Origin of the sequence: Polaromonas sp., from assembly GCF_049790275.1 — a bacterium.
Classification (GTDB): Bacteria; Pseudomonadota; Gammaproteobacteria; order Burkholderiales; family Burkholderiaceae_C; genus Polaromonas.
The window spans coordinates 1-25,695 of the sequence record NZ_JBAQYR010000063.1 but is presented as its reverse complement, the minus strand read 5'-3'; the positions used below and the strand labels follow the sequence as shown (position 1 = coordinate 25,695).

Here is a 25,695-nt window from a genome sequence, read left to right as displayed (position 1 = left end):
CTGCCAACATGCGGGGCCCTGTTTTTCCGCAGGGCTGCCCAAGGAAAAATGCGCCTCCGAGGGGCTGGAGCCTGCAGCTCCAAAGCAGCCTGCGCAGCTTTGGACAGGCGACAGAGCGAAGCATCTTGCGAGCCGCGGCCTGCAGGGCCACGAGAGCTACACGCAGTGAGCAACCGTGGGGGCTCTACTTCAGCCGTTTGATCAGGCTGGATGTGTCCCAGCGCTGGCCGCCCATGGCCTGGACGTCGCCGTAAAACTGGTCTACCAGCGCCGCCACCGGGAGCCGCGCGCCGTTGGTCTTGGCTTCATCCAGCACCAGGCCCAGGTCCTTGCGCATCCAGTCCACCGCAAAACCGAAGTCGAACTTGTCGGCCACCATGGTCTTGCCACGGTTGTCGAGTTGCCAGCTTTGTGCGGCGCCCTTGCCGATCACGTCCAGCACCTGGTTCATGTCCAGCCCGGCCTTCTGGCCGAAGGCGATGGCTTCGCTCAGGCCCTGCACCAGCCCGGCGATGCAGATCTGGTTGACCATCTTGGTCAGTTGCCCCGCACCGCTGGCACCCATCAGCGTGAAGGCTTTGGAAAAGGCCATGCCCACCGGCTTGGCGGCCTCGAACGCTGCCGCATCGCCGCCGCACATGACCGTGAGCGCGCCGTTCTGCGCGCCGGCCTGCCCGCCGGAAACGGGCGCATCGACAAACTGCAGCTTCAGCGCCTTGGCGGCGGCATACAGTTCCCGGGCCACGTCGGCGGAGGCGGTGGTGTGGTCGACGAAGATGGCTCCCGGCAGCATGCCGGCGAAGGCGCCGTCCTTGCCCAGCACCACGCTGCGCAGGTCGTCGTCGTTACCGACGCAGCAAAAAACGATGTCGGCACCATGCACGGCCTCACGCGGTGTTGAGGCATGTTTTGGGGCACTGGTCCCCGTGTATTCTGCGCACCATGCTATGGATTTGGGAGCGGTGCGGTTGTAGACGGTGACCTGGTGGCCGGCCAGCGCGAGGTGCCCGGCCATCGGGTAACCCATGACGCCCAGGCCCAGAAAGGCGACTTTGCGGGATGGGGCGGGTTCGTAGGTTTTGAGGTTGGTGGAGGACATGGGTGGTACTTTAAAACAAACAAGTCAGAGGCGGGCCAGGGCGGCTGGACTCAGGGCATGCCCGCACGCCGACAGTGTTCATTGGCTGTATTGGGCGATTCCCAAACCGAAAGACCAGTTCTCCCGGTTGGTTTCCACCAGGTTGATTATCACGTCCGCGGCAGGGAAAGCGCTGGTTTGGGAGATGTCCGAAGCTATTTTGGCGTACAGCGCTTTTTTCATCTCCAAGCTGCGGCCCGGCGCGCAGGTGATCTGTACGAAAACGACTTGTCCGCCATGGCTGACGCCCAGGTATTCGGGCGTACACACCAGCTCTTCCGGGCTGTGGCGATGAACGACCTGAAACCGGTCAAGCTCCGGCACATTGAAGGTTTCGACCATGGCGCGATGGATGGTGTCAGACACTGCAGCCACTTCAGCGGAAGGGGTGGTTTGGGGCAGGCTGATGCGTACGAGTGGCATATGAAACTCCTTGGCGGGATGGAAGGTCAAGCGGCGGGATGCGCGCCTTGCCAATGTGCTGCAAATGCCTTGTTTCGGACACCCCTTGCCCTGCACGATGCTTGTGCTCAAAATGCACAAGCATGAAAAACCTCAGCCTTGATGACTTTGCCCTGTTTGTCCAGGTTGCCGCTTTGCAATCACTCTCTGCCGCGGCGCGTGAGAGAAATGTGGCGGCCAGCCATGTGTCCAGGGCGCTGGCCCGGATCGAAGAGGCGTGCGATCTGCGCCTGGCGCACCGTACCACGCACAACCTTTCCCTGACGGACGAGGGCGAGGTCTTCCTTGAATATGCCCAGCGCATGGTGGAGGAGCATCGCCAACTGCAGGCCAGCCTCGGAAGCCGGAGCAAGGCGGTGAGCGGGACTGTTCACATCAGTGTGAGCCAGTTGCTTGCGCAATACGTGCTGACGAGCCGTTTTGCAGCGCTTCGAACCCTGCATCCGGATCTGCACGTCAATCTTCATATTGACGACCGCCTGGTCAGCATGGCGCATGAAGGCATCGACATTGCCGTGCGTGCCGGCATTCCTCCTGCAGACACCTTGATCGCCCGTTCACTGGGACGGCACGGACGCGCCTTGTATGCCGCGCCCAACTACCTGAGAAAGCATGGCACGCCTCGCACGCCTGCTGATCTGGCATCGCACAGCCTGATCGGCAACACAGCCGTTCCAGCCCATAACCGCTGGGATTTTCTGGTCGATGGTGTGCGCACTGCGGTGGATGTACGCGGACAGATATGCGTGAACAGCAGCGCGGCAGTTGTCTCCCTTGCTCTGGCCGGCGCCGGAATCGCGCGTATCAATGACGTGGTGGGGCGGGAGCTGGTCCGGGAGGGCCGGTTAAAACCCGTGCTCGCACGTTACGGGGTGCCGGGAGAGTACGCGATCTATGCCGCTATCCTGGCCGGACGGCACCGGGCCCCGAAGATTCGCGCCACCATGGACTACCTTCAAACCTGCTTTGCCGCTTTTATCCAGACAGCGCCTGCCGGCGTACCGAAGAAAGGCGGGGTCTCGGCCTAGACAATGGCCATGTGTTCCGTGCCGGCCGCCAGGTCCTGCGTTTTGGCACGCTGGGAGTTGAGCTTGATCTGCAGCCGCAGGTCGTTGACCGAGTCGGCATTGCGCAGCGCATCTTCGTAGGTGATCATGTTGCTTTCGAACGCATCGAACAGCGCCTGGTCGAAAGTCTGCATGCCCAGGTTGCGGCTCTTCTTCATGATTTCCTTGATTTCGGAAACCTCACCTTTGAAGATCAGATCGGAAATCAGCGGCGTGTTGAGCATCACCTCCACCGCGGCGACGCGGCCCTTGCTGTCCTGTTTGGGCACCAGGCGCTGGGAGATCATGGCTTTCATGTTGAGCGACAGGTCCATCAGCAGCTGGGCGCGGCGGTCTTCAGGGAAGAAGTTGATGATGCGGTCCAGCGCCTGGTTGGCGCTGTTGGCGTGCAGGGTACACAGGCACAGGTGGCCGGTCTCGGCAAAAGCCACGGCGTGTTCCATGGTTTCGCGGTCGCGCACCTCGCCCATCAAGATGACGTCGGGTGCTTGGCGCAGGGTATTTTTCAGCGCCGCTTCCCAGCTGTCGGTGTCCAGGCCAACTTCGCGCTGGGTGATCACGCAGTTCTTGTGCGGGTGCACAAACTCCACCGGGTCTTCAATTGTGATGATGTGGCCGAAGGAGTTTTCGTTGCGCCAGTCCACCATGGCCGCCAGCGTGGTGGACTTGCCCGAACCGGTGGCGCCCACCAGGATGCACAGGCCGCGCTTGGACATCACGACCTCCTTGAGCACCTGCGGCACGCCCAGGCCGTCGATGGTCGGCAGCACGGCCGGGATCACCCGCATCACCATGCCGACCTTGCCCTGCTGGATGAAGGCATTGACGCGGAAGCGACCGATGCCGGGCGGCGAAATGGCGAAGTTGCACTCCTTGGTGCGTTCGAATTCGGCGGCCTGCTTGTCGTTCATGATGGCGCGCGCCAGGGCCAGCGTGTGGCCGGCGTTCAGCGGCTGCGGTGACACCTTGGTCACCTTGCCGTCCACTTTCATCGCGGGCGGGAAATCGCCGGTGATGAACAGGTCGCTGCCATTGCGGCCCACCATCAGCTTGAGAAGGTCATTGATGAATTTACTGGCCTGGTCGCGTTCCATGTTTTCTCCAATTGACTACTTTGCAGGCGTGCACCTGCACAGCATTTCGCCGATCTTCAGTTTTTCCACTAGCCCGGGAAGTTTTCCGGGATTTTTGCCTTGCCTCTGGCCTCGGCTGCCGAAATCACATTTCGTTTGACGAGATCGGTCAGGTTCTGGTCCAGCGTCTGCATGCCCACGCTGTTGCCGGTCTGGATCGAGGAGTACATCTGTGCGACCTTGGCTTCGCGGATCAGGTTGCGGATGGCGCTGGTGCCCAGCATGATCTCGTGCGCGGCCACGCGGCCCTGGCCGTCCTTGGTCTTGCACAGGGTCTGCGAAATCACCGCCTGCAGCGACTCGGACAACATCGCGCGGATCATGTCCTTTTCCTCGGCGGGAAACACGTCGATGATCCGGTCAATCGTTTTGGCAGCGCTCGAGGTGTGCAGCGTGCCGAACACCAGGTGGCCGGTTTCTGCAGCCGTCATGGCCAGGCGTATGGTTTCCAGGTCGCGCATCTCGCCAACCAGGATGGCGTCGGGATCCTCCCGCAACGCGGACTTCAGCGCGGCGCTGAAACTCAGCGTGTGCGGGCCGACTTCGCGCTGGTTGATCAGGCATTTTTTCGATTCGTGCACAAACTCGATCGGGTCTTCCACCGTGAGGATGTGGCCGTACTCGGTTTCGTTCAGGTAGTTGACCATGGCGGCCAGCGTGGTGGACTTGCCCGAACCCGTGGGACCGGTGACCAGCACCATGCCGCGCGGCTTCATCGCCAGGTCGCCGAAAATCTTCGGCGCATTGAGCTGCTCCAGCGTCAGGATTTTCGAGGGAATGGTCCGGAACACGGCGCCGGCACCACGGTTCTGGTTGAAGGCATTGACCCGGAAGCGCGCCAGGCCGTCGATTTCGAAGGAAAAGTCGATCTCGAGGAACTCTTCGTAGTTCTTGCGCTGGGTGTCGTTCATGATGTCGTACACCATGGCGTGAACCTGTTTGTGGTCCAGCGGATCGACATTGATGCGCCTGACATCCCCGTGCACCCGGATCATGGGCGGCAGGCCCGCAGACAGGTGCAGATCGGACGCCTTGTTCTTGACGCTAAAAGCCAGCAGTTGGGTAATGTCCATCCCGGGGATCCCTCAAAAGTTTACAGTTGGATTATGACCATGATTGTGCGCAACCTCCAACTCGTCCGTGACCGTATAACCACGGCCTGTGTCGCGGCCGGGCGCGACCCGGCCAGCGTGCGCCTGCTGGCCGTGTCCAAGACCTTCGGCGCCGATGCGGTGATCGATGCGATGTCCGACGGGCAACGCGCTTTCGGCGAGAACTATATCCAGGAGGGGGTTGAGAAGATTCTTGCGGTCCGTGCATGGGAAGCCGACGGTCTTCGCTCGCCGTCTTTTCGCGCTTCGGAGTGGCACTGCATCGGCCCCATCCAGAGCAACAAGACGCGGCTGGTCGCCGAGCATTTCGACTGGGTGCAGTCGGTGGACCGCCTGAAAATTGCGCAACGCCTGAGCGAGCAGCGCCCGCCGCATTTGCCGCCGCTGCAGATCTGTCTGCAGGTCAATATCGATGGCGGGCCAACCAAGTCGGGGGTGGCGCCGCAGGAGGCCCTGGCGCTGGCGGCCGAGGTCGCGGGTTTGCCGGGCTTGCAGTTGCGCGGCTTGATGTCTATTCCCGAGCCTGCTCCTGATTTCATAGCTTCCTGCGCAGTCCACCAAAAGGCCGCAGACCTTTTTGACCATATAAATCGCGCCGGTACGCTGCCGCAGCCCATGGACACGCTGTCCATGGGCATGACGGCCGACCTGGAAGCCGCCATTCATGCCGGCAGCACCATGGTGCGGGTAGGGACGGCAATTTTCGGCGGCCGGTAAGGGGCCCCCACGCTCCCCCACTGCGTGTGGGTCGCTGCCCCCCGAGGGGGCGCTGCGCCTGCGGACTGGCGAAGCCAGATCCGCGGCCCCTGCTTGTAGGGGAAGAGACCGGGGTGTCGTGATGTCTATTTTTTGGGCGCAGCCATCGGCTTAATCGCGCCGCAGTCCGCCGAGAGCCATTTGCCGCCACCGTCCATGGTCATGATTTCCGGCTTGCCTTGCACATTGCTTTTCATGGCCATCTTCATGGTGTAGGCCTCGGGGCTGACGAAGGTGACCTGGCCTTCACCGCTGGATGGTGGCTGGGTGCAGGCAAAGGACATCTTCATGGTGTTGCCCATGCGCGGCGAGGTGGTGGTTTTGCAGTCGCCCTGCTGGGACCCCAGTTCGTTGCGCTCGATGCTTTCCCTGGTCATGCAGACTTTCACGGCCATGCCGCCGCCCGCACCCGGGCTCATGGACATGCCCTGCTTGGCCATCATGTCCTGCATCATCTTGCGCTGCTCGGGTGGCATGCTGGCGAGCTGCTTTTGCATGTCGGCCATGGCCTTTTCAACCTGGCCCGAGCCGGACTGCATCTTGTTGTTGATCTCCCACAGACCGGGCTTGAGGGTTTGTGCCATCACAGGCTGGGCGGTGAGTGCAAGCAGTGCCAGCGCGGCGCCGCTCCACAGGCGAAAAGGTTTCAGGTTGTTCATGGCGGGTCCTCCCAAAAAACATCACTATAGGGTGAACAGGCCCTATCGCACAAACCGCCCGCCCCGGCCGATGATGGTCAGGTCGGTATAACGGGAGCCCTCGTGGTTGTTGGGCCCATAGTTCACGATGAAGCCGCCCAGGTTGACCTCGCGCATCGACTCCAGCCCGGTGACCAGGCTCGCGCGCGTCAGCGTCTTGCCGGCGCGGCGCGCGCCCTCGACAAACACCTTGGCCGCCAGGAAGCCTTCCATGCTGGAGAAGTCGAAATCCTTGTGCCCGGCCTCTGTCATGCGCTGTTGGTACTCGCGCACCACGGCAGACGACGGGGTGTAGGGGAAGGGAACCACCTGGGAAATCGTGACCCCGGCGCCGGTGTCCCCGAGTTCGGCAGAGAGCGCGGTAGAGCCGACAAAACTCACATTGAAGAACTGTCCGCCATAACCCTTGGTGCGCGCCTGTTTGATCAGCGCCGCGCATGACTTGTAGGCACTGATCTGCACCACTGCCTCGGGCGAGGTTTTCAGTATCTCGGCCAGGGCGGCGCTGACGTCCACCGTGTTGCGCTCCACCGTCACCGTGGCTGTGGGCTTGAGATTGCGTTTGGTCAGTGCCCGCGTGACGCCTTCGAGCCCGGCCTTGCCATAGGAGTCGTTCTGGTAGAACACCGCGATTTTCTTGATACCCAGGGTACTCAGGTGCTGCACGATGCGCTCGGTTTCGTCGAAGTAGCTCGCGCGCACATGAAACAGGTTGCGGTTGAAGGGCTCGCGCAAGGCTTGCGCGCCGGTGAAGGGGCCGATCAGGGGAATGCCGGCCGCATTGATGGCGGGCACGGCCGCCAGCGTGGTCGGCGTGCCGACCGATCCCACCAGCGCAAACACCTTGTCCTCCTCGATCAGCGCCTTGACCGCGGCCACCGCCTTCTCCGGCTCGTACCCGTCGTCGCGCGACACCAGCTTGATGGTGCGGCCGTTGATGCCGCCGGCCGCGTTGACTGCATTGAAATGCGCGAGCATGCCCAGCTGCATGCGTTTGCCCAGTTCCGCCGCCGGCCCGGTCTGGGCGGCAAACTGGCCCACCAGGATTTCCTTGTCCGTGACGCCGATGTCGGCGGCATGGCCGGGTGACATCAACATAGTAGAAAGCAGGGCGCAGGCGGCCCATGGGTGGATAGTCATCGTGATCCCCTGGTGTTGCTGACCGGCATGGACCTGGCTCGCTATGCAAAGCAAAACCTATCCCTGATCCAACTTAGTCCAGGAGATTGACTATGGCAATGTGGTTTGCCCCCGAAGTGTTAACTTTTTACTGAAAATGGCAACAGATTGCCTGCGGCCGCCGGTTCAGGGTCCCGGCGCGCTACACACCCAGCGCCAGCCAGGTGGTGCTTTTCACTTCTTCCATCACCGCATAGGTGCGGGTTTCACGCACGCCCGGCAGTTGCCAGAGCGCAGTGCCGGCGAACTGGCGGTACGCCGCCATGTCCGCCATGCGGGTCTTGAGCAGGTAGTCAAAGCCGCCGGCCACCATGTGGCACTCCATGATTTCGGGGTACACCTGCACCGCCGCCTTGAAGGCTTCAAACACATGCGGCGTGGTGCGGTCCAGCAGCACCTCGACAAAAACCATCATGCCGGCGCCCAGCTTGAGCGGGTTCAGCCTTGCCTCGTAGCCCAGGATGTAGCCGTCGCGCGTGAGCCGCTGCACACGTGCCAGAACGGCCGTGGGCGACAGCGCCACGCTCTCGGCGAGCTTGAGGTTGGAGATGCGGCCATCCTGCTGCAGCACGCTCAGGATTTTCAGGTCGATGCGGTCGATGTCTGTCGGGGTTTCAGTCATGTAGTGAATTATTCAATATATGTGACTGAATTTGGCGTGAAATTCTATGTCAATCCGTACAACATGGCGTTATTCACCAGATTACGGAGTTTTCATGCCACAGCAGCAGCGCCTGCCTTTTCCCTACCGGCCCGAGGCCGGCATCGTGTCCAGCCATCTGCAGAAGCTGGCTGCCACGCTGGACTGGGCGGTCGCCGCGCCGCTCGCCCGGCCCTGGGTGCAGGCCGTGCGCGACAACCCGCCGCCTTTCTGGGCGATGGAAAGCCTGCTCAAGGAGTACCCGATTTCCAGCGCCGAGGGCCTGGCCCTGATGCGCCTGGCCGAAGCCCTGCTGCGCGTGCCGGATGCCGAGACCGCGATTGCCCTGACCGCGGACCAGCTCGGACGTGCCGATTTTGACGGCGCCAGCGACGGCATGATGGCGCGCCTGTCGGCCTCGGCCATCGCCATGTCCAAGAAGTTTTTGCCTGAGGACGGCCAAAACAGCATCATGAGCAAGCTGGGCGCGCGCACCGTGGTGGCCGCCACGCTGCGGGCGGTGCAGCTGCTGGGCCGGCAGTTTGTGCTGGGGCAGAACATTGGCGAGGCGATGAAAGAGGCCGACCGTTCGCGAAAAGACATCCCCGGCCTGCGCTTCAGCTACGACATGCTGGGCGAGGGGGCGCGCACCGGTGCCGATGCCCTGCACTACCTGGCCAGTTATCAAGATGCTATTAAATCAATAGCTGTCCACGCAGATGTGGAAAGGGCTTGTGAGAAAAATGACGGCATATCCATCAAGCTCAGCGCGCTGCATCCGCGTTACGAAGACGCCCAGCATGCACGCGTGATGGCCGAACTGGTGCCGCGTGTCTGGGGCCTGTGCGAGATGGCCGCGCGTGCCAACATCAACCTCACCATCGACGCCGAAGAGGTGGATCGGCTCGAACTCTCGCTCGATGTGTTTGAGGCCCTGGCCGCCCAGGTGGCAAAGCAGCACCCGCAGTGGAAGGGCTTCGGCCTGGCGTTGCAGGCCTACCAGACGCGCTCGCTGGATCTGATCGAACACGTCATCAGCATTGCCCGCAAGTACGGTCTGCGGCTGATGTGCCGCCTGGTCAAAGGCGCTTACTGGGACTCGGAGATCAAGCGCGCGCAGGAGATGGGCCTGCCGCATTACCCGGTGTTCACCCACAAGCACCACACCGATGTGTCTTACCTCGCCTGCGCGCAAGCCCTGCTGGCCGCGCCCGACGCCATCTATCCGCAGTTTGCCGGCCACAACGCTGGAACCATCGCTGCGATCATTCAAATGGCGGCGCGTAATGCGGACGTGCGCCGCGCAGGGCCGCCCCAAGCAAGCACAGCCCCCTCGGGGGGCAGTGACGTACACGAAGTGACGAACGTGGGGGCCGGATCTTCTTTTGAATTGCAACGTTTGCATGGCATGGGCGAAGGCGTGTTCCGCGAGGTGCTGAAGAATCCGCAGATCAGCTGCCGCGTCTATGCGCCGGTGGGCGCGCACCGCGACCTGCTGGCCTACCTGGTGCGCCGCCTGCTGGAAAACGGTGCCAATTCCTCCTTTGTGCATCAGCTCGCCGACGAGTCGGTGGGCATGGATGCGTTGCTCACGTCGCCGTTGCGCCTGGAGCCCGAGTCTTCGCTGCCGCTGCCGCCGGCTCTGTACGGCCCCGGCCGTCCCAACAGCGAGGGGCTGGACCTCACGGTTGAGAGCATGCGCGCGCCGCTGCTGGCCGCGCTGGCGAGCACCCAGGTGCCTGTGGCCCCGGAGTTTGATGCCAAATTGATCGATGGCCCAGTAAATACGGGCGCAAGCAGCTATCAAAAATGGAGCAAAATCGATGTAGCCGAACGCGCCGCCATGCTGCGCCACGCCGCTGACGCGATGCAGAAACACATGCCCATGTTCTGCGCCCTGCTGGTCAAGGAAGCCTTCAAGACCTGGGGCGACGCGGTGTCCGAGGTGCGCGAGGCAATCGATTTCCTGCGCTACTACGCCAATGAGGCTGAACGCATCATGGCGCCCATCGCCTTGCCTGGCCCCACCGGAGAAACCAACATGCTGCGCCTGACCGCGCGCGGCGTCTGGGTCTGCATCAGCCCCTGGAATTTCCCGCTCGCCATCTTCACGGGCCAGGTCGCCGCCGCGCTGGCCACCGGTAACACCGTGATCGCCAAACCTGCCGAGCAGACGTCGGGCGTGGCGCAAGCCGCCGTCCGGTTGCTGCATGCCGCGGGCGTGCCGGAAGGCGCGCTGCAGTTGGTCCACGGCCCCGGTGAAACCGTGGGCGCAGCGCTGGTAGCCGCGCCTGGCGTGGCCGGTGTGGTGTTCACCGGCTCCACCCAGGTGGCCAAAATCATCAACCGTGCGCTGGCCGCCAAGGACGGCGCCATCGTGCCGCTGATTGCCGAGACCGGCGGTATCAACGCCATGCTGGTCGACAGCAGCGCCCTGCCCGAACAGGTGGTCGATGCCGTGGTGCAAAGCGCCTTCCGTTCGGCCGGCCAGCGCTGCTCGGCATTGCGCCTGTTGTGTGTGCACGAGGGCATTGCCGACAAGGTGATTGAAATGATCCAGGGCGCCATGCAGGAACTGACCGTGGGCTACACCGCGGAGCTGTCCACCGATGTGGGCCCCGTCATCGACCGCGAGGCCTTTGACAACATCCAGAAGCACCTGCAGCGCCTGGGTTCAACGTCAAAAGTGCTTCCAGCCCTTTCCGCGCGGGCGCAAGAAGCTCCTGATTCGATAGCAAATCTGGTGCTCCCCGCCGCCTTTGAAGTCAGCAGCCTGGCCGAGGTGAAGGACGAAATCTTCGGCCCGGTGCTGCAGATCGTGCGCTGGGGCGGTGAGCCGCAAAAGGTCATTGACCAGATCAACGCCCTCGGCTACGGCCTCACCCTGGGCATCCAGACCCGCATTGACTCGCGCGCGCAGGCGCTGGCCGCGGCTGCGCATGTGGGCAACATCTATATCAACCGCAACATGATCGGCGCAGTGGTCGGCGTGCAGCCGTTCGGCGGTGAGGGACTGAGTGGCACCGGCCCCAAAGCCGGCGGCCCGCATTACCTGTACCGCTTCTGCGCGGAACAAACCGTCACGGTGAACACCACGGCGGCGGGGGGGAATGCGGCTTTGCTCGCGGGGGTGGCCTGAAGTCGCCTCGGGCGGCTGCGCGTCAGTCTGTGGGACGTTGACTGCGTTCCTGCTTCAGTGCTGCATGGAGCTGCTCCATGGCATCGACGCAGTCGAGCACAATGGCCTGGACCAGGGTGGCGGCCAGATCAATCGAGTGTGTCGGCATGTAGGGCAGGATGCCCAGCCGCTCACCCACGGCGTGTTTGAGCTGTGTTTGAACCGCGCAGAACAGGGCGTCCCAGTCTTCAATGGCGATGGGCGGGCGTTGTTGCGGGAGGTTGACCACGCGCGAAGGGCGCAGCACAGTCCCGGTGGGTTCGGGTCCGGTGAGTTTGAGCGCAGCTTCACGTGTCAGCAAGGGCGCTGTGTTGCCCATGCCGACCGACGCCATGTTCCGCACAGACAGGCTCTGTCCGGAAAGCGTCATGGGCGCACCCGCTGCCTGCGTTTCATGGGAAATCGGCTGGATCATGTCGGGACCTCGCTGTCATGAGGAATCTGCGGGCCTGCGCAGGCCCGGGAGGCTCTGCTCGCGCTGCGTGCGGGATGCAGAGTTTTTGCTTATCCATTTATAGGCCTCCGGACAGGCCTCGTCCGTGCGGGAGCGAACATAGGCCGCGCTTTCGCCGGAGGTCCCTAGCCCAGCAATTGCGCGTAGGTCTGCCGGTCCGAGGCGTAGCAACTGCAGGCGGCGGCTTCCAGTCCTGCGCGGTCCAGCACCTTGAGTTCGCCTCGGTGGTATTCGATCAGGCCCTCGCGCTGCAGCGTGCTGGCAGCGGCTGTGATGCCGACGCGCCGCATCCCCAGCATGTAGGCCAGGAACTCATGGGTGACGTGAAAGCTGTCCGAGTGGGCGCGATCCTGGCTCATCAGCAGCCAGCGCGCCAGGCGCTGGCCGGTCAGGTGAAAGCGCAGGCAACCGGCAGACGCGGCGTGTTGCGCCATCAGCACATACAGATAGCGGTTCAGGCCGCGCTGCAGCGCCGGGCTGCGCGCCAGCTCGCGCTTGAAAGCGACCGCGCCGATGCGCCAGGCGCCACCGGCGCCCTGTACCACTGCACGCCAGGGCGTTGTGGCGACACCCAGCGCCAGTTGCGCGCCCAGCATGCCTTCGCGCCCAAAGCTCCGAAGCGGTATCTGGCTTCGAGTGGCGCCTCTGGCAGAGGTCCCTGGCCAGCTTCCCATATTAGGCTGTTCCAAACGCTTTGTATGTACGCTAGCGAACAAATCGACAAACGGCTTGGCAGGGGGCGCGAATGCCGGCTTTTTCAGGTGGGCGTGGCCTGGTTGTGCTGCGCGACGGCGTCGCGCTGCGCCTCCTGCACGTCTTCCTCGAGCATGCTGGCCGTTTGTTCGGCGCAGTAGGCAAACAGCTCGTCAAGTTCGGTGGTCTTGTCAAATACCGCGTCGGCGCCGAGTTCGGCCGCACGCCGCCGGATTTCAGGTGTGGCGTAGTTGGTCAGCACCACCACCTTCTGGTAGGGCTCACGGTTGCGGCAGCCGGCCAGCACGCCCAGCCCGTTGCCCTCCTTGAGGAAAAGATCCACGATGGCCAGGTGCCATGTGCCGTCATGCAGCGTCAGCCAGCGGCTGGCTTCGGCCTGGGTGACCGCGTGCGCCACGACCTTGACATGGGCGATCTCCTCCAGGGTTTCGATCAGGTTCTCCCGAATCATCTGGTTGTCTTCAACGAGGTAGGTGATGAGTGCCATGGTTGTTGTCCGGTGAGGAGTTGGACCGCTTGCCGGGCGGTGAATGAAGCGGTTTCATTCATGAGGCGCTGGGCAATTGAAGAAAAATGCCGGCCGCTGGCGCGCGGGGTGGTAGGACGGCGCAGCCAGCTTGCGCGGGTCTTTTCGCCGCCTCGATGCTGTTGGCGAAAGCGGGGATGACCTCTGCCTCTGCACGAGGCCTTCTGCGGGGTCAATACCGGACGCTGCAGACCTCTAGCGCATTGAGGCCCAGGTCGGTGATGACAAAGCCGCCTTCGGGATCTTTGGCCAGGAAGCCGTGCTTTTCAAGCGATGCGACGGTTTTCAGGCCGTGGGCCCGTGTCTTGTAGGGCTGGGGCTGTTTACGCTCGGTGGGCGGCAGGCCGACAATCCTGAAGCCGTAGCGGGCGTCTTCCAGGCACTCGTACTGCTTGTAGGTCAGTATCTTGACCGGCAGGGCGCCGGTGACGGTGCCGCTCCACTCGAACTCGGGCGGCGCGTAGCTGACACGGTAGGTGCTGTCGTCCAGGGTGCTGCTGTTGCTGTCATCGGGGCGGCCCCTGCCGGCTGCGGGAGCGCCGGGGCTGGCGGGCTGGTTTTTCGAGACGCGATACACCCCCCAGCCGAGCAGGCCCAGCAGCGCCAGCAGCACGAACAAGACAACAAGCTCCACGAACTCCCCTTTACCTCTATTCTGAATGCCCCGGCCCAATTATCCGCATAAAGTCACCCGGGGCGGGCAAGGGGGCTGCTGGCGCGGTTCAGCGCGGCGGGATTTCCAGTTCGAAGTGGGCGTCGCCCATGTAGCGCTCCGCCCCGAAGGCCGCCTGCGTGGCTGCCAGCTCGGCGGCTTCCCACTGATCGGCCAGCAGTTGTTCGGATGAATCCAGGTCCCATGGGCGGGCCTGGTCGACATGGATTTGCAGCAGCCGCAGGTAGGCACGGTAAACGGGTGCTACGAGGCTGGCATCGCCGAGTGAGGCGTCGAGTGCTGCGCGAAACCGTTGCGCTGCCTGCTCACGCTCCGCTTCGGAGACCTCTTCGCTGTGAAAAATCCTGACCGTGTAATGAAGCATGCTGCAAGTCTACAAGCTCACTGTGCTACGAAAAAAGGAGCGCCGCACTGCGACGGAAATGAGAGGAGTGGTGCATGAAGTGATGCGGAAATTTTTGCGGATTTTTCCGTCAGCGGCCGCACGTGTATCAGGTTATTTCGTTACTCATCTTGCATTAGCAGTGGAGACTTTTCAAAACAGTCTTCGTACCATCGATTCCTTTTGAAGGAAATCCCAGATGGCACTGCAATCACCGTTCTTCGGCAAGCGCGACAATGAACCCACCGGACTGCGTCACGGCAGTCCCAATCCCAACCCGTACGCGAATACACCTGCAGCAACGAACACCCCGAGCGTGGCGCCTGTTGCTGCGCAGCAGCCTGCTTCCCCTGCCGCCACGGCACCGCGTGAATCCGGTGGCAGCAAGCTGACGGTCGGCCCCAACATCAAGCTCAAGGGCGTCGAAATCACCGACTGCGACACCCTGGTGGTCGAAGGCCTGGTGGAAGCCACGATGGACTCCCGCGTGATGCAGATCGCCGAGCGCGGCGCCTTCAAGGGCTCGGCCGAAATCGACATCGCGGAGATTCATGGCGAGTTCGACGGCAACCTCACCGTGCGCCAGAAGCTGGTGATTTTTGCTACCGGCAAAGTCACCGGCAAGATCCGCTACGGCAAGCTCGTGATTGAAGAAGGCGGCCAGCTGGCCGGCGAGATTCTGTTCGGTGCGGTGGCCAATTCGAAAGCCGCAATGCTGGCGAAATCCGGCTTGCAGGTGGCCTGAGTCCCCGCCAGGCCTGAGCTTGTCGCTTAGTTGACGACGGCGGGTCGCAGGGCGGGCGCAAAATGCGCCGATGCCCGCGGTCCATTCCCCCCTTCAAGCCCAGGTCGTTCACTGGCAGGTTCAGCCTGGCGCGGCGGTCCTGCCGGGCGACCTGCTGGTCATTCTCGAAGCCATGAAAATGGAGCACGAAGTGCGTGCTGCATTCGGGGGGCGCCTGGGCGAGATTTTTTTTGCTGCAGGCGAGACGGTGGATGCGGGCGCGCTGCTTGCCACCATCGAACCGTCATCCGGGGTGGCCGTGCCCGCAACCGTTGCCACCGGGCAGGCGGATCCTTCAACCACACATCCGGCCGATTTGCGCCCTGACCTGCAACGTGTGCAGGAGCGCCACGCCCCCACGCTTGACAGCCAGCGTCCCGACGCCGTGGCTAAGCGCCACGCCCTGGGCTTGCGCATGGCGCGCGAAAACGTTGCCGACCTGTGCGACGAAGGTTCGTTCCTCGAGTACGGCGCGCTGGCGGTTGCCGCGCAGCGCAGCCGGCGCAGCGAGGAAGACCTGATTGCCAACACGCCCGCTGACGGCATGGTGACCGGCATCGGCAGCATCAATGGCGCGTTGTTCGGCCCCGAGGCCAGCCGGGCGGTGGTCATGGCCTATGACGCTACTGTGCTGGCCGGCACGCAGGGCATGCGCAACCACCAGAAAACCGACCGCCTGCTCGGCATCGCCCTGCAAAACAAGTTGCCAGTGGTGCTGTTTGCCGAAGGCGGCGGTGGCCGGCCCGGGGACACCGACATGCCCATCGTGGCCGGCCTGCATGTCGGCACTTTTGCCAGCTTCGCGCGGCTCAACGGCCAGGTGCCTGTGGTCGGTGTGGCGGCGGGCCGCTGTTTTGCGGGCAATGCGGCGCTGCTGGGCTGCTGCGACGTGATCATTGCCACCCGGGACAGCAATATCGGCATGGGCGGTCCGGCCATGGTCGAGGGCGGCGGTCTCGGCGTGTTCAAGCCGGAGCAGATTGGCCCGGCCGCTGTGCAGCATGGCAACGGTGTGATCGATGTGCTGGTTGACGACGAAGCCCAGGCGGTCGCGGCCGTGCGGCACTACCTGTCCTTTTTTCAGGGCACGGTCCAGGCGTTCACGGCACCGGATGCCCTGGCCTTGCGCGGGGTGGTGCCCGAAAACCGGCTGCGTGTCTATGACACGCTTGCGGCGATCCATGGCCTGGCCGACTGCGGCAGTGTGCTGGCGCTACGTGCGGGTTTCGGCAAAGGCATTCATACCGCGCTGGCACGGATAGAGGGGCGGCCGGTCGGCCTGCTGGCCAACAACCCGCAACATTTGGGCGGCGCCATCGATGCGGATGCGGCCGACAAGGCCGCGCGTTTCATGCAGCTGTGCAACGCCCATGGCCTGCCGCTCATCAGCCTGGTCGATACCCCGGGCTTCATGGTTGGCCCGGAAATGGAAGCGCAGGCGCAGGTGCGCCATGTGAGCCGCATGTTCATTGCCGCGGCACATCTGCGTGTGCCGTTCTTCAGCGTGGTGCTGCGCAAGGCGTATGGCCTGGGTGCGATGGCCATGGCAGCAGGTGGTTTTCATGCGCCGGCCTTCACCGTGGCCTGGCCGACCGGTGAATTTGGCGCCATGGGACTCGAAGGCTCCGTGAAGCTGGGCTACCGCAAGGAGCTGCAGGCGCAGCCGGAAGGCGCGCAACGCGAGGCGTTGTACGAACAACTCGTGGCCCGTCAATACGACAACGGCAGTGCCCTCAACATGGCGGCGACGCTGGAGATCGACGCGGTGATCGACCCGGCGCAGACACGCGAGTGGCTGCTGCACGGCCTGCAATCCGCGCGCCAGCGGCCCGCCGGGGATGAGCGTTTCATCGACAGTTGGTAGTCAGGCGGACAAGCGGAAAAGCAGTGGCTGCACAGGCCAGTATGGCTAGAACCTCGGAAGATCGGGATGCGCGATTTGCCCGCCGCGCACCAGCATTTTTCCGTACTCGGCGCAGCGCTGCAACGTCGGAATCACCTTGCCGGGGTTGAGCAGGCCCAGCGGGTCAAATGCCCGCTTGACGCCGAACATCTGTTCGTTCTCCGTGGCCGAGAACTGCACACACATGGAGTTGAGTTTTTCCACACCCACGCCGTGTTCGCCCGTCACCGTGCCACCCATGGCCACGCTGGTCTCAAGGATGTCGGCGCCGAACAGCTCGCAGCGGTGCAGCTGGTCGGCATCGTTGGCGTCGAACAGGATCAGCGGATGCAGGTTGCCGTCGCCGGCATGAAACACGTTGGCGCAGCGCAGGCCGTATTTGATTTCCATCTGCTGGATGGCGAGCAGGATGTCGGCCAGGCGCTTGCGCGGTATCGTCGAGTCCATGCACATGTAGTCGGGGCTGATGCGGCCCGAGGCCGGGAAGGCGTTCTTGCGGCCGCTCCAGAAACGCAGGCGCTCGGCCTCGTTCTGGCTCACCGCAATCGCGGTGGCGCCGCAGCTGCGCAGCACGTCGCTCATGCGGCCGATTTCTTCCTCGACTTCTTCCGGCGTGCCGTCGCTTTCGCAGAGCAAGATCGCCTCGGCCGTCAGGTCGTAGCCCGCGTGCACAAAGTCCTCGACCGCGGCGGTCATGGGTTTGTCCATCATCTCCAGCCCGGCCGGAATGATGCCGGCCGCGATCACCGCCGCCACTGCATCGCCCGCCTTGCGCAGGTCGTCGAAGCTGGCCATGATGCAGCGCGCCAGCACCGGTTTGGGCACCAGCTTGACGGTGACCTCGGTGGTGACTGCAAGCATGCCCTCGCTGCCGATGACGATGGGCAGCAGGTCGTAGCCGGCCCCGTCCAGCGCGTCGCTGCCGAATTCCACTGCTTCCCCTTCGACGGTGAAGCCTTTGACCTTGAGCACGTTGTGCAGGGTCAGGCCGTATTTGAGGCAATGCACGCCGCCCGAATTTTCGGCCACGTTGCCGCCTATGGTGCAGGCGATCTGGCTGGACGGGTCGGGCGCGTAATACAGGCCCAGCGGCGCGGCGGCTTCGCTGATGGCCAGGTTGCGCACGCCGCCCTGGACCACCGCGGTGCGGCTGGCTGCATCCATCTTCAAAATTTTGTTGAACTTGGCCAGCGACAGGGTCACACCCAGCTTGTGCGGCATGGCGCCGCCGGACAGGCCGGTACCGGCGCCGCGTGCCACCACCGGTACCTCCAGTGCATGGCAGGTTTTCAGCACCGCCTGCACCTGGTCATAACTTTCCGGCAGGGCGACCACCAGCGGACGCTGGCGATAGGCAGTCAGGCCGTCGCACTCATACGGCGTGGTGTCTTCGCTGTTCCAGAGCAGCGCGTGGGCAGGCAGCACGGCCTGCAGCGCGCCGACCACCTGGGCCTGGCGTTCGGAGCGTTCAAGGCGTTCTTGCTGCAGGGTGTCCAAAGGTGCGTTCATGGGCGGGCTCGCGGGTGCTGGGGTTCAGTCACTTTAAGGCATGGCGCGCACATCTGGCGTGAAGAAATTGGTGGCTGTTTGTGAAAACCGTCGTGCTATGAATTAAATAGCTGCTTGCGCCCGTGGAACAAGGGCTGGAGGCATAAAAGGCTTGACGTTTGGGGGCGGCAGGCCTCAAGCCACTGACTTTTTCAGCCAGTCGGCAAAGGCCGCACATTCCCAGCGGTCCATCATGCCGGTGCGCCAGCACAGGTAGTGGGCATGCGGGCTGGGCACATTGCGCTCGTACAGGCGCACCAGTGAACCGTTTTCCAGCCAGGGCGCCCCCAGCTTGAGACGCACCAAGGCCACACCCATGCCGGCGGCGGCGCAGTCGCACATCAGGCCGATGTCGTTGAACTGGGAGCCGTCCACCGGCTCCGGCCAGTCCAGCTTGTGCGCGGCAAACCAGGTGCGCCACGGTTCCAGCGGCGAGCGCAGCAGGGCTTCGCCGTCCAGGTCTTCCGGCGCTTCAAATGGCCCGTGCTCGCGCACATAGGCTGGCGAGGCCAGCGGAGTGACTTCGTCCTTCATCAGGCAGACATGTTCGACGTCGGCATAACGGCCGGTGCCGAAACGCACCATCAGGTCGGCGTCTTCCGCCACCACGTCCAGCAGCGGAATCGATACCTGCAGGGTCAGGTCGATCTCGGGGTAGGCGTCGGTGAACTGGCGCAGGCGCGGGATCAGGATGGAGCGGGCAAATGTGGGTGTGACCGCCAGGCGCAGCTTGCGCTTGGCAGGATTGCCGCTCTGGCCGGCGCTGCCGGGGAATTTCTGCAGCGTGGCCAGGCCTTCACGCACATGAGCCAGGTATTCGCTGCCTTCGGTGGTCAGAGAGAAGTCGGCCCGGCCGAACAGCTTGGTGCCGATGATCTGCTCGAGCTGCTTGACGCGGTGGCTCACCGCGCTGGGCGTCACATTCAGCTCATCGGCTGTCTGGGTGACGCTGCGCAAGCGCGCCAGCGCCTCAAAGGTCAGCAGGCACTGGATGGGCGGGATGCGGGCGGCGGTCATTGGGCCCTATCTTTACCAGCAGGGGCCGCGGGTCCGGCTTTGCCGGTCCGCAGGCGCAGCGGCCCCCTCGGGGGGCAGCGCAGTACACGCAGTGACAAGCGTGGGGGCCATATCTATTTAAAGATCACCGTCTTGTGGCCGTTTAGGAGGACCCGATGCTCGCTGTGCCACAACACGGCGCGGGCCAGCACCTGGCTTTCGGTGTCGCGGCCCATGGCCGTCAGCGCCTCCACGGTTTTGCTGTGGTCAGCCCGGGCCACGTCCTGCTCGATGATCGGACCTTCGTCGAGGTCGGCCGTCACGTAGTGCGCCGTGGCACCTATCAGCTTGACGCCGCGCGCATGCGCCTGGTAGTAGGGCTTGGCACCCTTGAAGCTGGGCAGGAAGGAATGGTGGATGTTGATGGCGCGGCCTGCCAGCTTGTTGCACAGCTCATTGCTGAGGATCTGCATGTAACGCGCCAGCACCACCAGTTCGGCACCTTCGGCCTCGATGATGTCGTACTGCTTTTTTTCAGCCTTGTCCTTGCTAGCAGCCGTCACCGGAATATGGTGGAAGGGCACGTTGTAGCTGGCGGCCAGCTGGTAGAAATCGCGGTGATTGGAAACAATGGCGCGGATGTCCAGCGGCAGCAGGCCGGACTTCCAGCGAAACAGCAGGTCGTTCAGGCAGTGGCCTTCCTTGCTGACCATGAGCACGGTGCGCATCGGCTGGGCGGCCTGGTGCAGGCCCCAGCGCATGTCGAACAGCAGCCCCAGCACGCCGACCTGTTCTTTCAGTTCGTCAAAGGACAGCTGGCCGCAGGCAAAACTGACACGCATGAAAAACAGGCCGGTGGCGTCGGCGTCCGGGTCGTCGCGCTTGTCGTCGCTGAACTGGGCCGCTTCCAGGATGTTGCCGCCGCGTTCGAACAGGAAGCCGGACACCGCATGAACAATGCCCGGACGGTCCGGGCATGACAGCGTAAGAATATAAGTAGGGCTCATGGGAGATGAATTGTCGCAGGTGGACCTTGCCAGAAAGCAGATTGTCGCCGGGAGTGCCAGAATGCATCTCAAACCCGCCAAAACCCGGCGAACCGTTTTTTCACGCAGGAGATTTTTGAAATGGCCTACCAGGACTTCAACATGGACCACCAGTGGCTGCCGTTCACGCCGAACCGCAGTTTCAAGAAGGACCCGCGTGTTTTTGTCGCCGCCGACGGCATGTTTTTCACCACCCACGACGGCAAACAGGTGCTCGACGGCATCTCCAGCCTGTGGTGCGTGGGTGCCGGCCACAACCGCAAGCCGATCAACGAGGCCATCAAGAAGCAGCTCGACACGCTGGATTACGCCACCGCCTTCCAGGCCAGCAACGACCAGGCTTTCAAGGCCGCCGAGATGATTGCCGCCATGGCGCCCGGCGATCTGAACCAGGTGCTGTTCTGCAATTCCGGCTCGGAGGCGGCCGACACCTCGCTGAAGGTCGCGCTGGCCTACCACCGGGCCCGGGGCGAGGGCCACCGCAACGTGTTCATCGGTCGCGAACGCGGTTACCACGGCGTGGGTTTTGGCGGCATGAGCGTGGGCGGCATTCCGGCGAACCGCAAGGTCTACGGCGCGGCCCTGCTGCCGCGGGTGGACCATATGCGCTTCATCCACGACCCGGTCAACCATGCCTACATCCACGGCGCCGAGCCCGAGTGGAAGGAAGACATTCTGCTTGAGCTCGAGCAGCGCATCCTGCCGCTGCATGACCCGAGCAACATCGCGGCCGTCATCGTCGAGCCGGTGGCCGGCAGCGCCGGCTGGTACCTGCCGCCCAAGGGCTATCTCAAGCGCCTGCGCGAGATCTGCGACAAACACGGCATCCTGCTGATTTTTGACGAGGTCATCACCGGCTTCGGCCGGCTCGGCACCAACTTCGGCGCTGACTACTACGGCGTGGTGCCGGACATGCTCAATTTCGCCAAGGCCGTGACCAACGGCGTGATCCCGCTGGGTGGCGTGATCTGCACCGATCGCATCTACAACACCATGATGGAAGCCAACGCCGGCAGCCCGGCGCATGCCATCGAGTTTTTCCATGGCTACACCTATTCCGGGCACCCGGTGGCCTGCGCGGCGGCCATGGCCACACTGAACCTGTTCAAGGAAGAAAAGCTGTTTGAACGCGCGGGGCAAATGGGCCTTGTGCTGGGTGACGCCATGCACGGCGGCTTCAAGGGCCTGCCCAATGTGGTGGGCATCCGCAGCCTGGGTCTGGCCGGCGCAGTGGAGCTGGCGTCCATCGCCGGCGCGCCGGGAAAACGTGCTTACGACATCTTCATGGACTGCTTCAAACGCGGTGTGCTGGTGCGACCGGCAGGCGAAAACATTGTGGTCTGCCCGCCCTATATCGTGGAGAAGGCACACATCGAACGCATCGTCAGCGTGGTGGCGGACTCCATCAGAAAGAACGCCTGAGACTCAAGGCTGCCTGGCCCTGAATTTTTCCTGAAGGTCTTTGCAATAGTCCTGCCCGGGCACCGCCGGTGTCGGCCAGACCGCGTCAAAGGCGGCCTGGTTTTCAATGGCCTGGCGTGTATCGGGCGCAGTCTGCACCGGCCCGGCGTGCAGCTGCACGGCCTTGACCTTTGTGCCGGGCGACAGATGCTGCGGCACGCCCAGCACGCGGTTCACGTGGCCACTGCCGGCCAGCAGCACCACGGTTTTTCCGGGCAACACGGCCTGGCTGATGGTGCGCGCTATGCTGATGTCCCGGGCGATCTGGATACGTGTCATGGGCGAAATCTGGCTTTCCGGCAGCAGGTCGCAGTGCCCCAGGCGTATGAGCTGCTGCTGCGCCTTGAGCGCCGGGCCGGGTAGCTGCGCGTCGAGCTTGCTGTCGGCCATCACGCTGCGCATGTCTGCCGCCGGCAAGTTGCCCCCGAGTACGGGGACACCGGCTTTCACGGCCGCCATCACGGCGGGCCCATAGTCCAGCCAGGGCCAGCCTTTGTGGTTCCAGGCCAGGGCGGCCTCTACCTGTAGTTGCGTGCTGTTGGATTTCAGGGCGGCCGTGCTGGTCCCGGCTTCGGCCATTTCCAGCACCACCGCGCCCAGCAATCCGCGGACTGCCAGGTACTCAATCACTTGCCGGTGAATATGCTGATGTTCGGCCGCATCATGCTGCTCGCCGAGCAGGATCACGTCGGCCGGCAGCAAGGCGTCCGTGCGGGCGGTGATCTCGTTGGGTGCATGCGGGAACAGCCTGGGCGCAGGCACCCTGGCGCAAGCCACCAGCAGCAGGAGCGGCATCAGGAGGGCAATGGCCCGGCGCATGTTCGGGGAAGCGGTCGGGGGTGGGTTCATGGCGTGTCAGGCGATACTAGCCTGATCTCGAAGCCGGTGGTCGCCTGTCGGCCGGCTCCTGTTGAAACCATCGTCTGCCCTTGATGCGCCGCAAGCCTGTTGCTGTTCTTTTCACCCTGCTGCTGGCGCTGGCCGGCGCCGGACTGTGTTTGCTGATCGGCACACCCCTGCCCTGGATGATTGGCCCGCTGCTGGCCACGGCCTGTGCCTCGGTGGCCGGGGCGCCCACCGCTGCCTGGCGGCCGCTGGGCAATGCGGGGCAGTGGATCATCGGGACGGCCCTGGGTCTTTATTTCACGCCTCAGGTGACTGCGCTGGTCGGCAGCCTCTGGTGGGCCATCGGCCTGGCGATTGCCTGGGCACTGGGCCTGGGCTGGGTTTTCGGCGGGTGGCTGCAGCGTGTCAACGCACCGCACATGCCGTCGGTGCCTGCGCCCATGATGCGCGCCACCAGTTATTTCGCCGGCGCCATCGGCGGCGCTTCCGAGATGACGCTGCTGGCCGAACGCGCCCATGCACGGACCGATCTGGTGGCCGCCTCGCACAGCCTGCGCCTGCTGCTGGTCACGGTCACCATCCCGTTTGCCATGCAGTTCAGCGGCCTGCATGGCCTGGACCTGAACCCGCCCGTGCTGCGTGCGGTCCACGGCCCGGGCCTGGCCCTGCTGGCGCTGGTCACCGCCGCGGGTGCCTGGCTGATGCACCGGCTGGGGCGGACCAACCCCTGGTTCATGGGGCCGCTGCTGGCGGCCATGGGCCTGACCATGGGCGGCATTTCCCTCTCAGGCATTCCCTCCTGGCTGAGCAATGCCGCGCAGTTGCTGATTGCGGTGGGCCTGGGGGTGCGTTTTTCCAGGGCCTTTCTGTATGCTGCGCCGCGCTGGATGGCTTCGGTCATGCTGGGCACGCTCGGCATGCTGGCCGTGTCGGTGGTTTTTGCCTGGCTGCTGGCACAAACCACGGGCTTGCCGTTGGCCACGCTGATCCTGGGCACATCGCCAGGCGGGATCGCGGAGATGGCGATCACCGCCAAGGTGCTGCAGCTCGGCGTGCCGGTGGTCACGGCGTTCCAGGTCTGCCGGCTGGTGGCGGTGCTGGTTCTGGTGGCACCGCTGTACCACTGGCTCTATCCGGCGCAGCAGAACCCGCCGGACTGAGCGCGCCTGGTGTCAGTGCAGCCCAATCGGCGTGTGCGCCAGTTCGGCATACCCTTCCAGGGTATCTTCCACTTCTTCCTGTGTCGGCGTGTTTTTCTGCCAGACATTCAGGCGCTGCTGGAACAGTTCGGCCCAGGAACCGTCCAGATAAACCTCCTTGCCGGAGCGTTTATCAACAATTTCAAAGCCGTGGCGGGCAAGCTGCGGCACGGCCGGTTGGGGCGCGGATTCCTCGGGCGCATTGGCGTGAATCTGCACCACCACAAAGGTTTCGGAGTCGTAGAGCATTTGCATGATGTTTTTTCCTTCCGGTACATATATCAACGGCCAGGCTGAGTTCAAGACCCACAGGGTTAATCCCTGAAATGCCCACAAATTTGCCGGAACGTGCGGTATTTCATGCTTTTTTCGTGCCAGCGGGCTCGGCCCCTGCGTTTCGTCCTCAGGGCTTCTCGGCCGAGCGCAATTTCTGGTCGATGAAATCGCCGTTTTGCTGCGTGATGCGGCTGCGTACCGGCAGGTAGTCCATGGACGGCGCAAACCAGATCTCCACGGTCTGGTCGTAGTCGCGCTGTGGCTTGCGCGTCAGCTTCAGGGTGGCGAGATCGCCTGCCGGCAGGCTGAGCTTTTCCTCGGCCTCGACAGTGAAGGTCCAGGTATCGACCGCGCGCGGGCCTGCCGTGTACAGCGACACGGTGCTGCCGGCCGGGTAGCTGGCCGGGGCACCGGCCAGCAGGCTGCCCAGCTGCAGGAAGACACTCAGGCGGTCCTGCGCGCCGCGCTGCCAGGGGGCGTCGGGCGTGTTGGCGCTGAAGCTGATCTTGCCTTTGTCTTCCTCGAAATGCGCCGCGCGCTCACTGCGTGACTTGTCGAGGAAACGCGTCGGGGCCAGGCCATCGGCGGTGATGCGGCCGCTGCTGCTCATGCTGCGCGAGCCCAGGATAAAAGCGCTGACCACCATCCTGGCGTCATAACTCTGGCCGTCCTGCAGCCAGCTCAGTTCGGCAAAGGCGCTGTAGTCCATGTTCCGGGAGCGGCCGGTCATCGCGTATTTGAGGCGTACCGAACCGGGGATGGTCAGGGCCGTGCTGCTGGCCAGCGGCGGTGCCGGTGTTTCAGGAGCAGGTGGCACGGGTTCGGCCGCGGCAGCAGGCTCACCGGATGGTTCGACCGGCGGGCTGCCGCCGGACTGGCCGGCGGTGGGAATCGGGTCCCCGGATGCTATTGATTCAGTAGCTGGTAACATAGGTGGAATAAGGGCTGGAGCCGGATTTTCCTGCAAAGAAGGCTTGGCTGCCCGGACCGGGCGCCGGACGGCACGTTTGCGCGCGGGTGCTGCGGCTACCGGGGCGACCGCGGGTTCCGGTTTGATTTCCAGTGTTCGCGTGATGAAGGGGCGTGGCCTGGGCGCTGGTGAGTCGGGCGGACCCCATGCCAGGGGCGCCGCCTGCAGCAGCAGCACATGGATCCCTCCGACCAGCGCTGTCAGCGCGATCAGCGGGCGCGCCGGCAGCGCTCCGCGGCGCTGGGCGGACAGGGCGTTCATGCCCCTGTGAACCCCAGATCGCTGGAAAGTTGCTTGGCTGCCGCCGCCAGCGGCCGGGCCACGGCGCCGTCCCAGGCCGGGTCGAAATTGGCCAGCGAGCCGAGTGCAACCATGCCCAGCGCCAGGTGGCCGTCGGCATCAAATACCGGCGCGCAAAAGCCGGCCACGCCGGGCAGCAGGGTGTCCACCACACGGGCGATGCCGCGCCGACGCACTTCCTCGAGCACGGCCGTGACTTCGGCCATGGTCTGGGGAACATCCTTGCGCGCCAGCTTTTGCATGCGCGCCAGTTC

25 protein-coding genes and 1 pseudogene are annotated in these 25,695 nt (G+C 63.8%); 7 read left to right on the top strand and 19 right to left on the bottom strand.

What is annotated here, in order from left to right:
• Window positions 1-184: 184 nt before the first annotated feature.
• Window positions 185-1,099, bottom strand: coding sequence for an NAD(P)-dependent oxidoreductase (locus WA904_RS09065; RefSeq protein ID WP_425196797.1), 915 nt, complete (start codon window positions 1,097-1,099; stop codon window positions 185-187).
• 78 nt (window positions 1,100-1,177) lie between these two features.
• A complete protein-coding gene (locus tag WA904_RS09060; RefSeq protein WP_425196796.1) occupies window positions 1,178-1,561 on the bottom strand; it encodes a tautomerase family protein in 384 nt (127 codons plus the stop codon).
• 122 nt (window positions 1,562-1,683) lie between these two features.
• Here WA904_RS09060 and WA904_RS09055 point away from each other — a divergent pair, with 122 nt between their 5' ends.
• Complete coding sequence (locus tag WA904_RS09055; RefSeq protein ID WP_425196795.1) at window positions 1,684-2,628, top strand: LysR substrate-binding domain-containing protein; 945 nt, start codon at window positions 1,684-1,686, stop codon at window positions 2,626-2,628.
• Here WA904_RS09055 and WA904_RS09050 read toward each other — a convergent pair.
• Both WA904_RS09050 and WA904_RS09045 read right to left on the bottom strand, forming a co-directional pair.
• Complete coding sequence (locus tag WA904_RS09050; RefSeq protein WP_425196794.1) at window positions 2,625-3,761, bottom strand: PilT/PilU family type 4a pilus ATPase; 1,137 nt, start codon at window positions 3,759-3,761, stop codon at window positions 2,625-2,627. The genes WA904_RS09055 and WA904_RS09050 overlap by 4 nt on opposite strands.
• Window positions 3,762-3,829: 68 nt before the next feature.
• Window positions 3,830-4,873 carry a type IV pilus twitching motility protein PilT gene (locus WA904_RS09045; protein ID WP_077592542.1) on the bottom strand — a complete coding sequence of 348 codons (1,044 nt, stop codon included), beginning with the start codon at window positions 4,871-4,873 and terminating at the stop codon, window positions 3,830-3,832.
• A 33-nt stretch (window positions 4,874-4,906) separates the two neighbouring features.
• Between WA904_RS09045 and WA904_RS09040 the strand changes: the two genes are divergently transcribed.
• Window positions 4,907-5,629, top strand: a complete 723-nt coding sequence (locus WA904_RS09040; protein WP_425196793.1) for a YggS family pyridoxal phosphate-dependent enzyme — start codon at window positions 4,907-4,909, stop codon at window positions 5,627-5,629.
• A gap of 125 nt (window positions 5,630-5,754) precedes the next feature.
• Here the strand turns inward: WA904_RS09040 and WA904_RS09035 are convergent, their stop codons facing one another.
• From WA904_RS09035 to WA904_RS09025, 3 genes are all read right to left on the bottom strand, one after another.
• Window positions 5,755-6,327 (bottom strand): DUF3617 domain-containing protein, encoded by a 573-nt coding sequence (locus tag WA904_RS09035; RefSeq protein ID WP_425196792.1) that lies wholly within the window; start codon window positions 6,325-6,327, stop codon window positions 5,755-5,757.
• Window positions 6,328-6,369: 42 nt separating this feature from the next.
• A complete protein-coding gene (locus WA904_RS09030) occupies window positions 6,370-7,506 on the bottom strand; it encodes an ABC transporter substrate-binding protein (protein WP_425196791.1) in 1,137 nt (378 codons plus the stop codon).
• Window positions 7,507-7,687: 181 nt separating this feature from the next.
• A complete protein-coding gene (locus WA904_RS09025) occupies window positions 7,688-8,167 on the bottom strand; it encodes an Lrp/AsnC ligand binding domain-containing protein (RefSeq protein WP_425196790.1) in 480 nt (159 codons plus the stop codon).
• A 94-nt stretch (window positions 8,168-8,261) separates the two neighbouring features.
• Here WA904_RS09025 and WA904_RS09020 point away from each other — a divergent pair, with 94 nt between their 5' ends.
• The gene (locus WA904_RS09020) at window positions 8,262-11,324 is read left to right on the top strand and encodes an L-glutamate gamma-semialdehyde dehydrogenase (RefSeq protein ID WP_425196789.1); all 3,063 of its coding nucleotides are present in this window, start codon (window positions 8,262-8,264) and stop codon (window positions 11,322-11,324) included.
• 22 nt (window positions 11,325-11,346) lie between these two features.
• Here WA904_RS09020 and WA904_RS09015 read toward each other — a convergent pair whose 3' ends face one another.
• From WA904_RS09015 to WA904_RS08995, 5 genes are all read right to left on the bottom strand, one after another.
• Window positions 11,347-11,778: a hypothetical protein gene (locus tag WA904_RS09015; RefSeq protein ID WP_425196788.1), complete on the bottom strand. Its 432-nt coding sequence runs from the start codon at window positions 11,776-11,778 to the stop codon at window positions 11,347-11,349.
• 164 nt (window positions 11,779-11,942) lie between these two features.
• The gene (locus WA904_RS09010; RefSeq protein WP_425196787.1) at window positions 11,943-12,413 is read right to left on the bottom strand and encodes a Crp/Fnr family transcriptional regulator; all 471 of its coding nucleotides are present in this window, start codon (window positions 12,411-12,413) and stop codon (window positions 11,943-11,945) included.
• A 161-nt stretch (window positions 12,414-12,574) separates the two neighbouring features.
• The gene (locus tag WA904_RS09005; RefSeq protein ID WP_425196786.1) at window positions 12,575-13,018 is read right to left on the bottom strand and encodes a response regulator; all 444 of its coding nucleotides are present in this window, start codon (window positions 13,016-13,018) and stop codon (window positions 12,575-12,577) included.
• Between the two features lie 211 nt (window positions 13,019-13,229).
• Window positions 13,230-13,691 carry a hypothetical protein gene (locus WA904_RS09000; RefSeq protein WP_425196785.1) on the bottom strand — a complete coding sequence of 154 codons (462 nt, stop codon included), beginning with the start codon at window positions 13,689-13,691 and terminating at the stop codon, window positions 13,230-13,232.
• Window positions 13,692-13,779: 88 nt separating this feature from the next.
• The gene (locus tag WA904_RS08995) at window positions 13,780-14,094 is read right to left on the bottom strand and encodes a hypothetical protein (protein ID WP_425196784.1); all 315 of its coding nucleotides are present in this window, start codon (window positions 14,092-14,094) and stop codon (window positions 13,780-13,782) included.
• Window positions 14,095-14,311: 217 nt separating this feature from the next.
• Here WA904_RS08995 and WA904_RS08990 point away from each other — a divergent pair, with 217 nt between their 5' ends.
• Window positions 14,312-14,857, top strand: a complete 546-nt coding sequence (locus tag WA904_RS08990; protein WP_425196783.1) for a bactofilin family protein — start codon at window positions 14,312-14,314, stop codon at window positions 14,855-14,857.
• 70 nt (window positions 14,858-14,927) lie between these two features.
• Window positions 14,928-16,760: a carboxyl transferase domain-containing protein gene (locus WA904_RS08985; protein ID WP_425196782.1), complete on the top strand. Its 1,833-nt coding sequence runs from the start codon at window positions 14,928-14,930 to the stop codon at window positions 16,758-16,760.
• 45 nt (window positions 16,761-16,805) lie between these two features.
• On the opposite strand, the gene WA904_RS08980 is transcribed toward WA904_RS08985, so the two are convergent.
• The 3 genes from WA904_RS08980 to purU all read right to left on the bottom strand — a co-directional run bounded on the left by WA904_RS08980 (window position 16,806) and on the right by purU (window position 20,350).
• On the bottom strand, window positions 16,806-18,308 hold the full coding sequence (locus WA904_RS08980) for an FAD-linked oxidase C-terminal domain-containing protein (protein WP_425196781.1): 1,503 nt from the start codon (window positions 18,306-18,308) through the stop codon (window positions 16,806-16,808).
• Window positions 18,309-18,482: 174 nt separating this feature from the next.
• Window positions 18,483-19,364, bottom strand: a complete 882-nt coding sequence (locus WA904_RS08975; RefSeq protein ID WP_425196780.1) for a LysR substrate-binding domain-containing protein — start codon at window positions 19,362-19,364, stop codon at window positions 18,483-18,485.
• A gap of 113 nt (window positions 19,365-19,477) precedes the next feature.
• Window positions 19,478-20,350, bottom strand: a complete 873-nt coding sequence (gene purU, locus WA904_RS08970; RefSeq protein WP_425196779.1) for a formyltetrahydrofolate deformylase — start codon at window positions 20,348-20,350, stop codon at window positions 19,478-19,480.
• A gap of 120 nt (window positions 20,351-20,470) precedes the next feature.
• On the opposite strand from purU, the gene WA904_RS08965 reads away from it, so the two are divergent.
• The gene (locus tag WA904_RS08965) at window positions 20,471-21,811 is read left to right on the top strand and encodes an aminotransferase class III-fold pyridoxal phosphate-dependent enzyme (RefSeq protein ID WP_425196778.1); all 1,341 of its coding nucleotides are present in this window, start codon (window positions 20,471-20,473) and stop codon (window positions 21,809-21,811) included.
• Window positions 21,812-21,814: 3 nt separating this feature from the next.
• Here WA904_RS08965 and WA904_RS08960 read toward each other — a convergent pair whose 3' ends face one another.
• Window positions 21,815-22,699 (bottom strand): ChaN family lipoprotein, encoded by an 885-nt coding sequence (locus WA904_RS08960; protein ID WP_425196777.1) that lies wholly within the window; start codon window positions 22,697-22,699, stop codon window positions 21,815-21,817.
• A gap of 83 nt (window positions 22,700-22,782) precedes the next feature.
• Here WA904_RS08960 and WA904_RS08955 point away from each other — a divergent pair, with 83 nt between their 5' ends.
• On the top strand, window positions 22,783-23,856 hold the full coding sequence (locus WA904_RS08955) for an AbrB family transcriptional regulator (protein WP_425196776.1): 1,074 nt from the start codon (window positions 22,783-22,785) through the stop codon (window positions 23,854-23,856).
• A gap of 12 nt (window positions 23,857-23,868) precedes the next feature.
• Here WA904_RS08955 and WA904_RS08950 read toward each other — a convergent pair whose 3' ends face one another.
• The 3 genes and pseudogenes from WA904_RS08950 to WA904_RS08940 form a co-directional block, all read right to left on the bottom strand.
• Complete coding sequence (locus WA904_RS08950; protein ID WP_425196775.1) at window positions 23,869-24,150, bottom strand: BTH_I0359 family protein; 282 nt, start codon at window positions 24,148-24,150, stop codon at window positions 23,869-23,871.
• 148 nt (window positions 24,151-24,298) lie between these two features.
• Window positions 24,299-25,402, bottom strand: a complete 1,104-nt coding sequence (locus WA904_RS08945; protein WP_425196774.1) for a DUF3108 domain-containing protein — start codon at window positions 25,400-25,402, stop codon at window positions 24,299-24,301.
• Window positions 25,399-25,695 (bottom strand): annotated as a pseudogene (locus WA904_RS08940) (IclR family transcriptional regulator); the annotation flags it as partial. The gene WA904_RS08945 and the pseudogene WA904_RS08940, both read right to left, overlap by 4 nt.

Bases quoted from the DNA above. Each gene is read 5' to 3' on its own strand.
- WA904_RS09060 (WP_425196796.1), bottom strand. From the start codon at position 1,561: ATGCCACTCGTACGCATCAGCCTGCCCCAAACCACCCCTTCCGCTGAA.
- WA904_RS08975 (WP_425196780.1), bottom strand. From the start codon at position 19,364: ATGACCGCCGCCCGCATCCCGCCCATCCAGTGCCTGCTGACCTTTGAG.
- WA904_RS08955 (WP_425196776.1), top strand. From the start codon at position 22,783: ATGCGCCGCAAGCCTGTTGCTGTTCTTTTCACCCTGCTGCTGGCGCTG.
- WA904_RS09005 (WP_425196786.1), bottom strand. From the start codon at position 13,018: ATGGCACTCATCACCTACCTCGTTGAAGACAACCAGATGATTCGGGAG.
- WA904_RS08980 (WP_425196781.1), bottom strand. From the start codon at position 18,308: ATGAACGCACCTTTGGACACCCTGCAGCAAGAACGCCTTGAACGCTCC.
- WA904_RS08985 (WP_425196782.1), top strand. From the start codon at position 14,928: ATGCCCGCGGTCCATTCCCCCCTTCAAGCCCAGGTCGTTCACTGGCAG.
- WA904_RS09015 (WP_425196788.1), bottom strand. From the start codon at position 11,778: ATGATCCAGCCGATTTCCCATGAAACGCAGGCAGCGGGTGCGCCCATG.
- WA904_RS09040 (WP_425196793.1), top strand. From the start codon at position 4,907: ATGACCATGATTGTGCGCAACCTCCAACTCGTCCGTGACCGTATAACC.
- WA904_RS09050 (WP_425196794.1), bottom strand. From the start codon at position 3,761: ATGGAACGCGACCAGGCCAGTAAATTCATCAATGACCTTCTCAAGCTG.
- WA904_RS08950 (WP_425196775.1), bottom strand. From the start codon at position 24,150: ATGCAAATGCTCTACGACTCCGAAACCTTTGTGGTGGTGCAGATTCAC.
- WA904_RS08960 (WP_425196777.1), bottom strand. From the start codon at position 22,699: ATGAACCCACCCCCGACCGCTTCCCCGAACATGCGCCGGGCCATTGCC.
- WA904_RS08990 (WP_425196783.1), top strand. From the start codon at position 14,312: ATGGCACTGCAATCACCGTTCTTCGGCAAGCGCGACAATGAACCCACC.
- WA904_RS08965 (WP_425196778.1), top strand. From the start codon at position 20,471: ATGGCCTACCAGGACTTCAACATGGACCACCAGTGGCTGCCGTTCACG.
- WA904_RS09045 (WP_077592542.1), bottom strand. From the start codon at position 4,873: ATGGACATTACCCAACTGCTGGCTTTTAGCGTCAAGAACAAGGCGTCC.
- purU (WP_425196779.1), bottom strand. From the start codon at position 20,350: ATGAGCCCTACTTATATTCTTACGCTGTCATGCCCGGACCGTCCGGGC.
- WA904_RS09025 (WP_425196790.1), bottom strand. From the start codon at position 8,167: ATGACTGAAACCCCGACAGACATCGACCGCATCGACCTGAAAATCCTG.
- WA904_RS09035 (WP_425196792.1), bottom strand. From the start codon at position 6,327: ATGAACAACCTGAAACCTTTTCGCCTGTGGAGCGGCGCCGCGCTGGCA.
- WA904_RS09010 (WP_425196787.1), bottom strand. From the start codon at position 12,413: ATGCTGGGCGCGCAACTGGCGCTGGGTGTCGCCACAACGCCCTGGCGT.
- WA904_RS08945 (WP_425196774.1), bottom strand. From the start codon at position 25,402: ATGAACGCCCTGTCCGCCCAGCGCCGCGGAGCGCTGCCGGCGCGCCCG.
- WA904_RS09065 (WP_425196797.1), bottom strand. From the start codon at position 1,099: ATGTCCTCCACCAACCTCAAAACCTACGAACCCGCCCCATCCCGCAAA.
- WA904_RS09055 (WP_425196795.1), top strand. From the start codon at position 1,684: ATGAAAAACCTCAGCCTTGATGACTTTGCCCTGTTTGTCCAGGTTGCC.
- WA904_RS09020 (WP_425196789.1), top strand. From the start codon at position 8,262: ATGCCACAGCAGCAGCGCCTGCCTTTTCCCTACCGGCCCGAGGCCGGC.
- WA904_RS08995 (WP_425196784.1), bottom strand. From the start codon at position 14,094: ATGCTTCATTACACGGTCAGGATTTTTCACAGCGAAGAGGTCTCCGAA.
- WA904_RS09030 (WP_425196791.1), bottom strand. From the start codon at position 7,506: ATGACTATCCACCCATGGGCCGCCTGCGCCCTGCTTTCTACTATGTTG.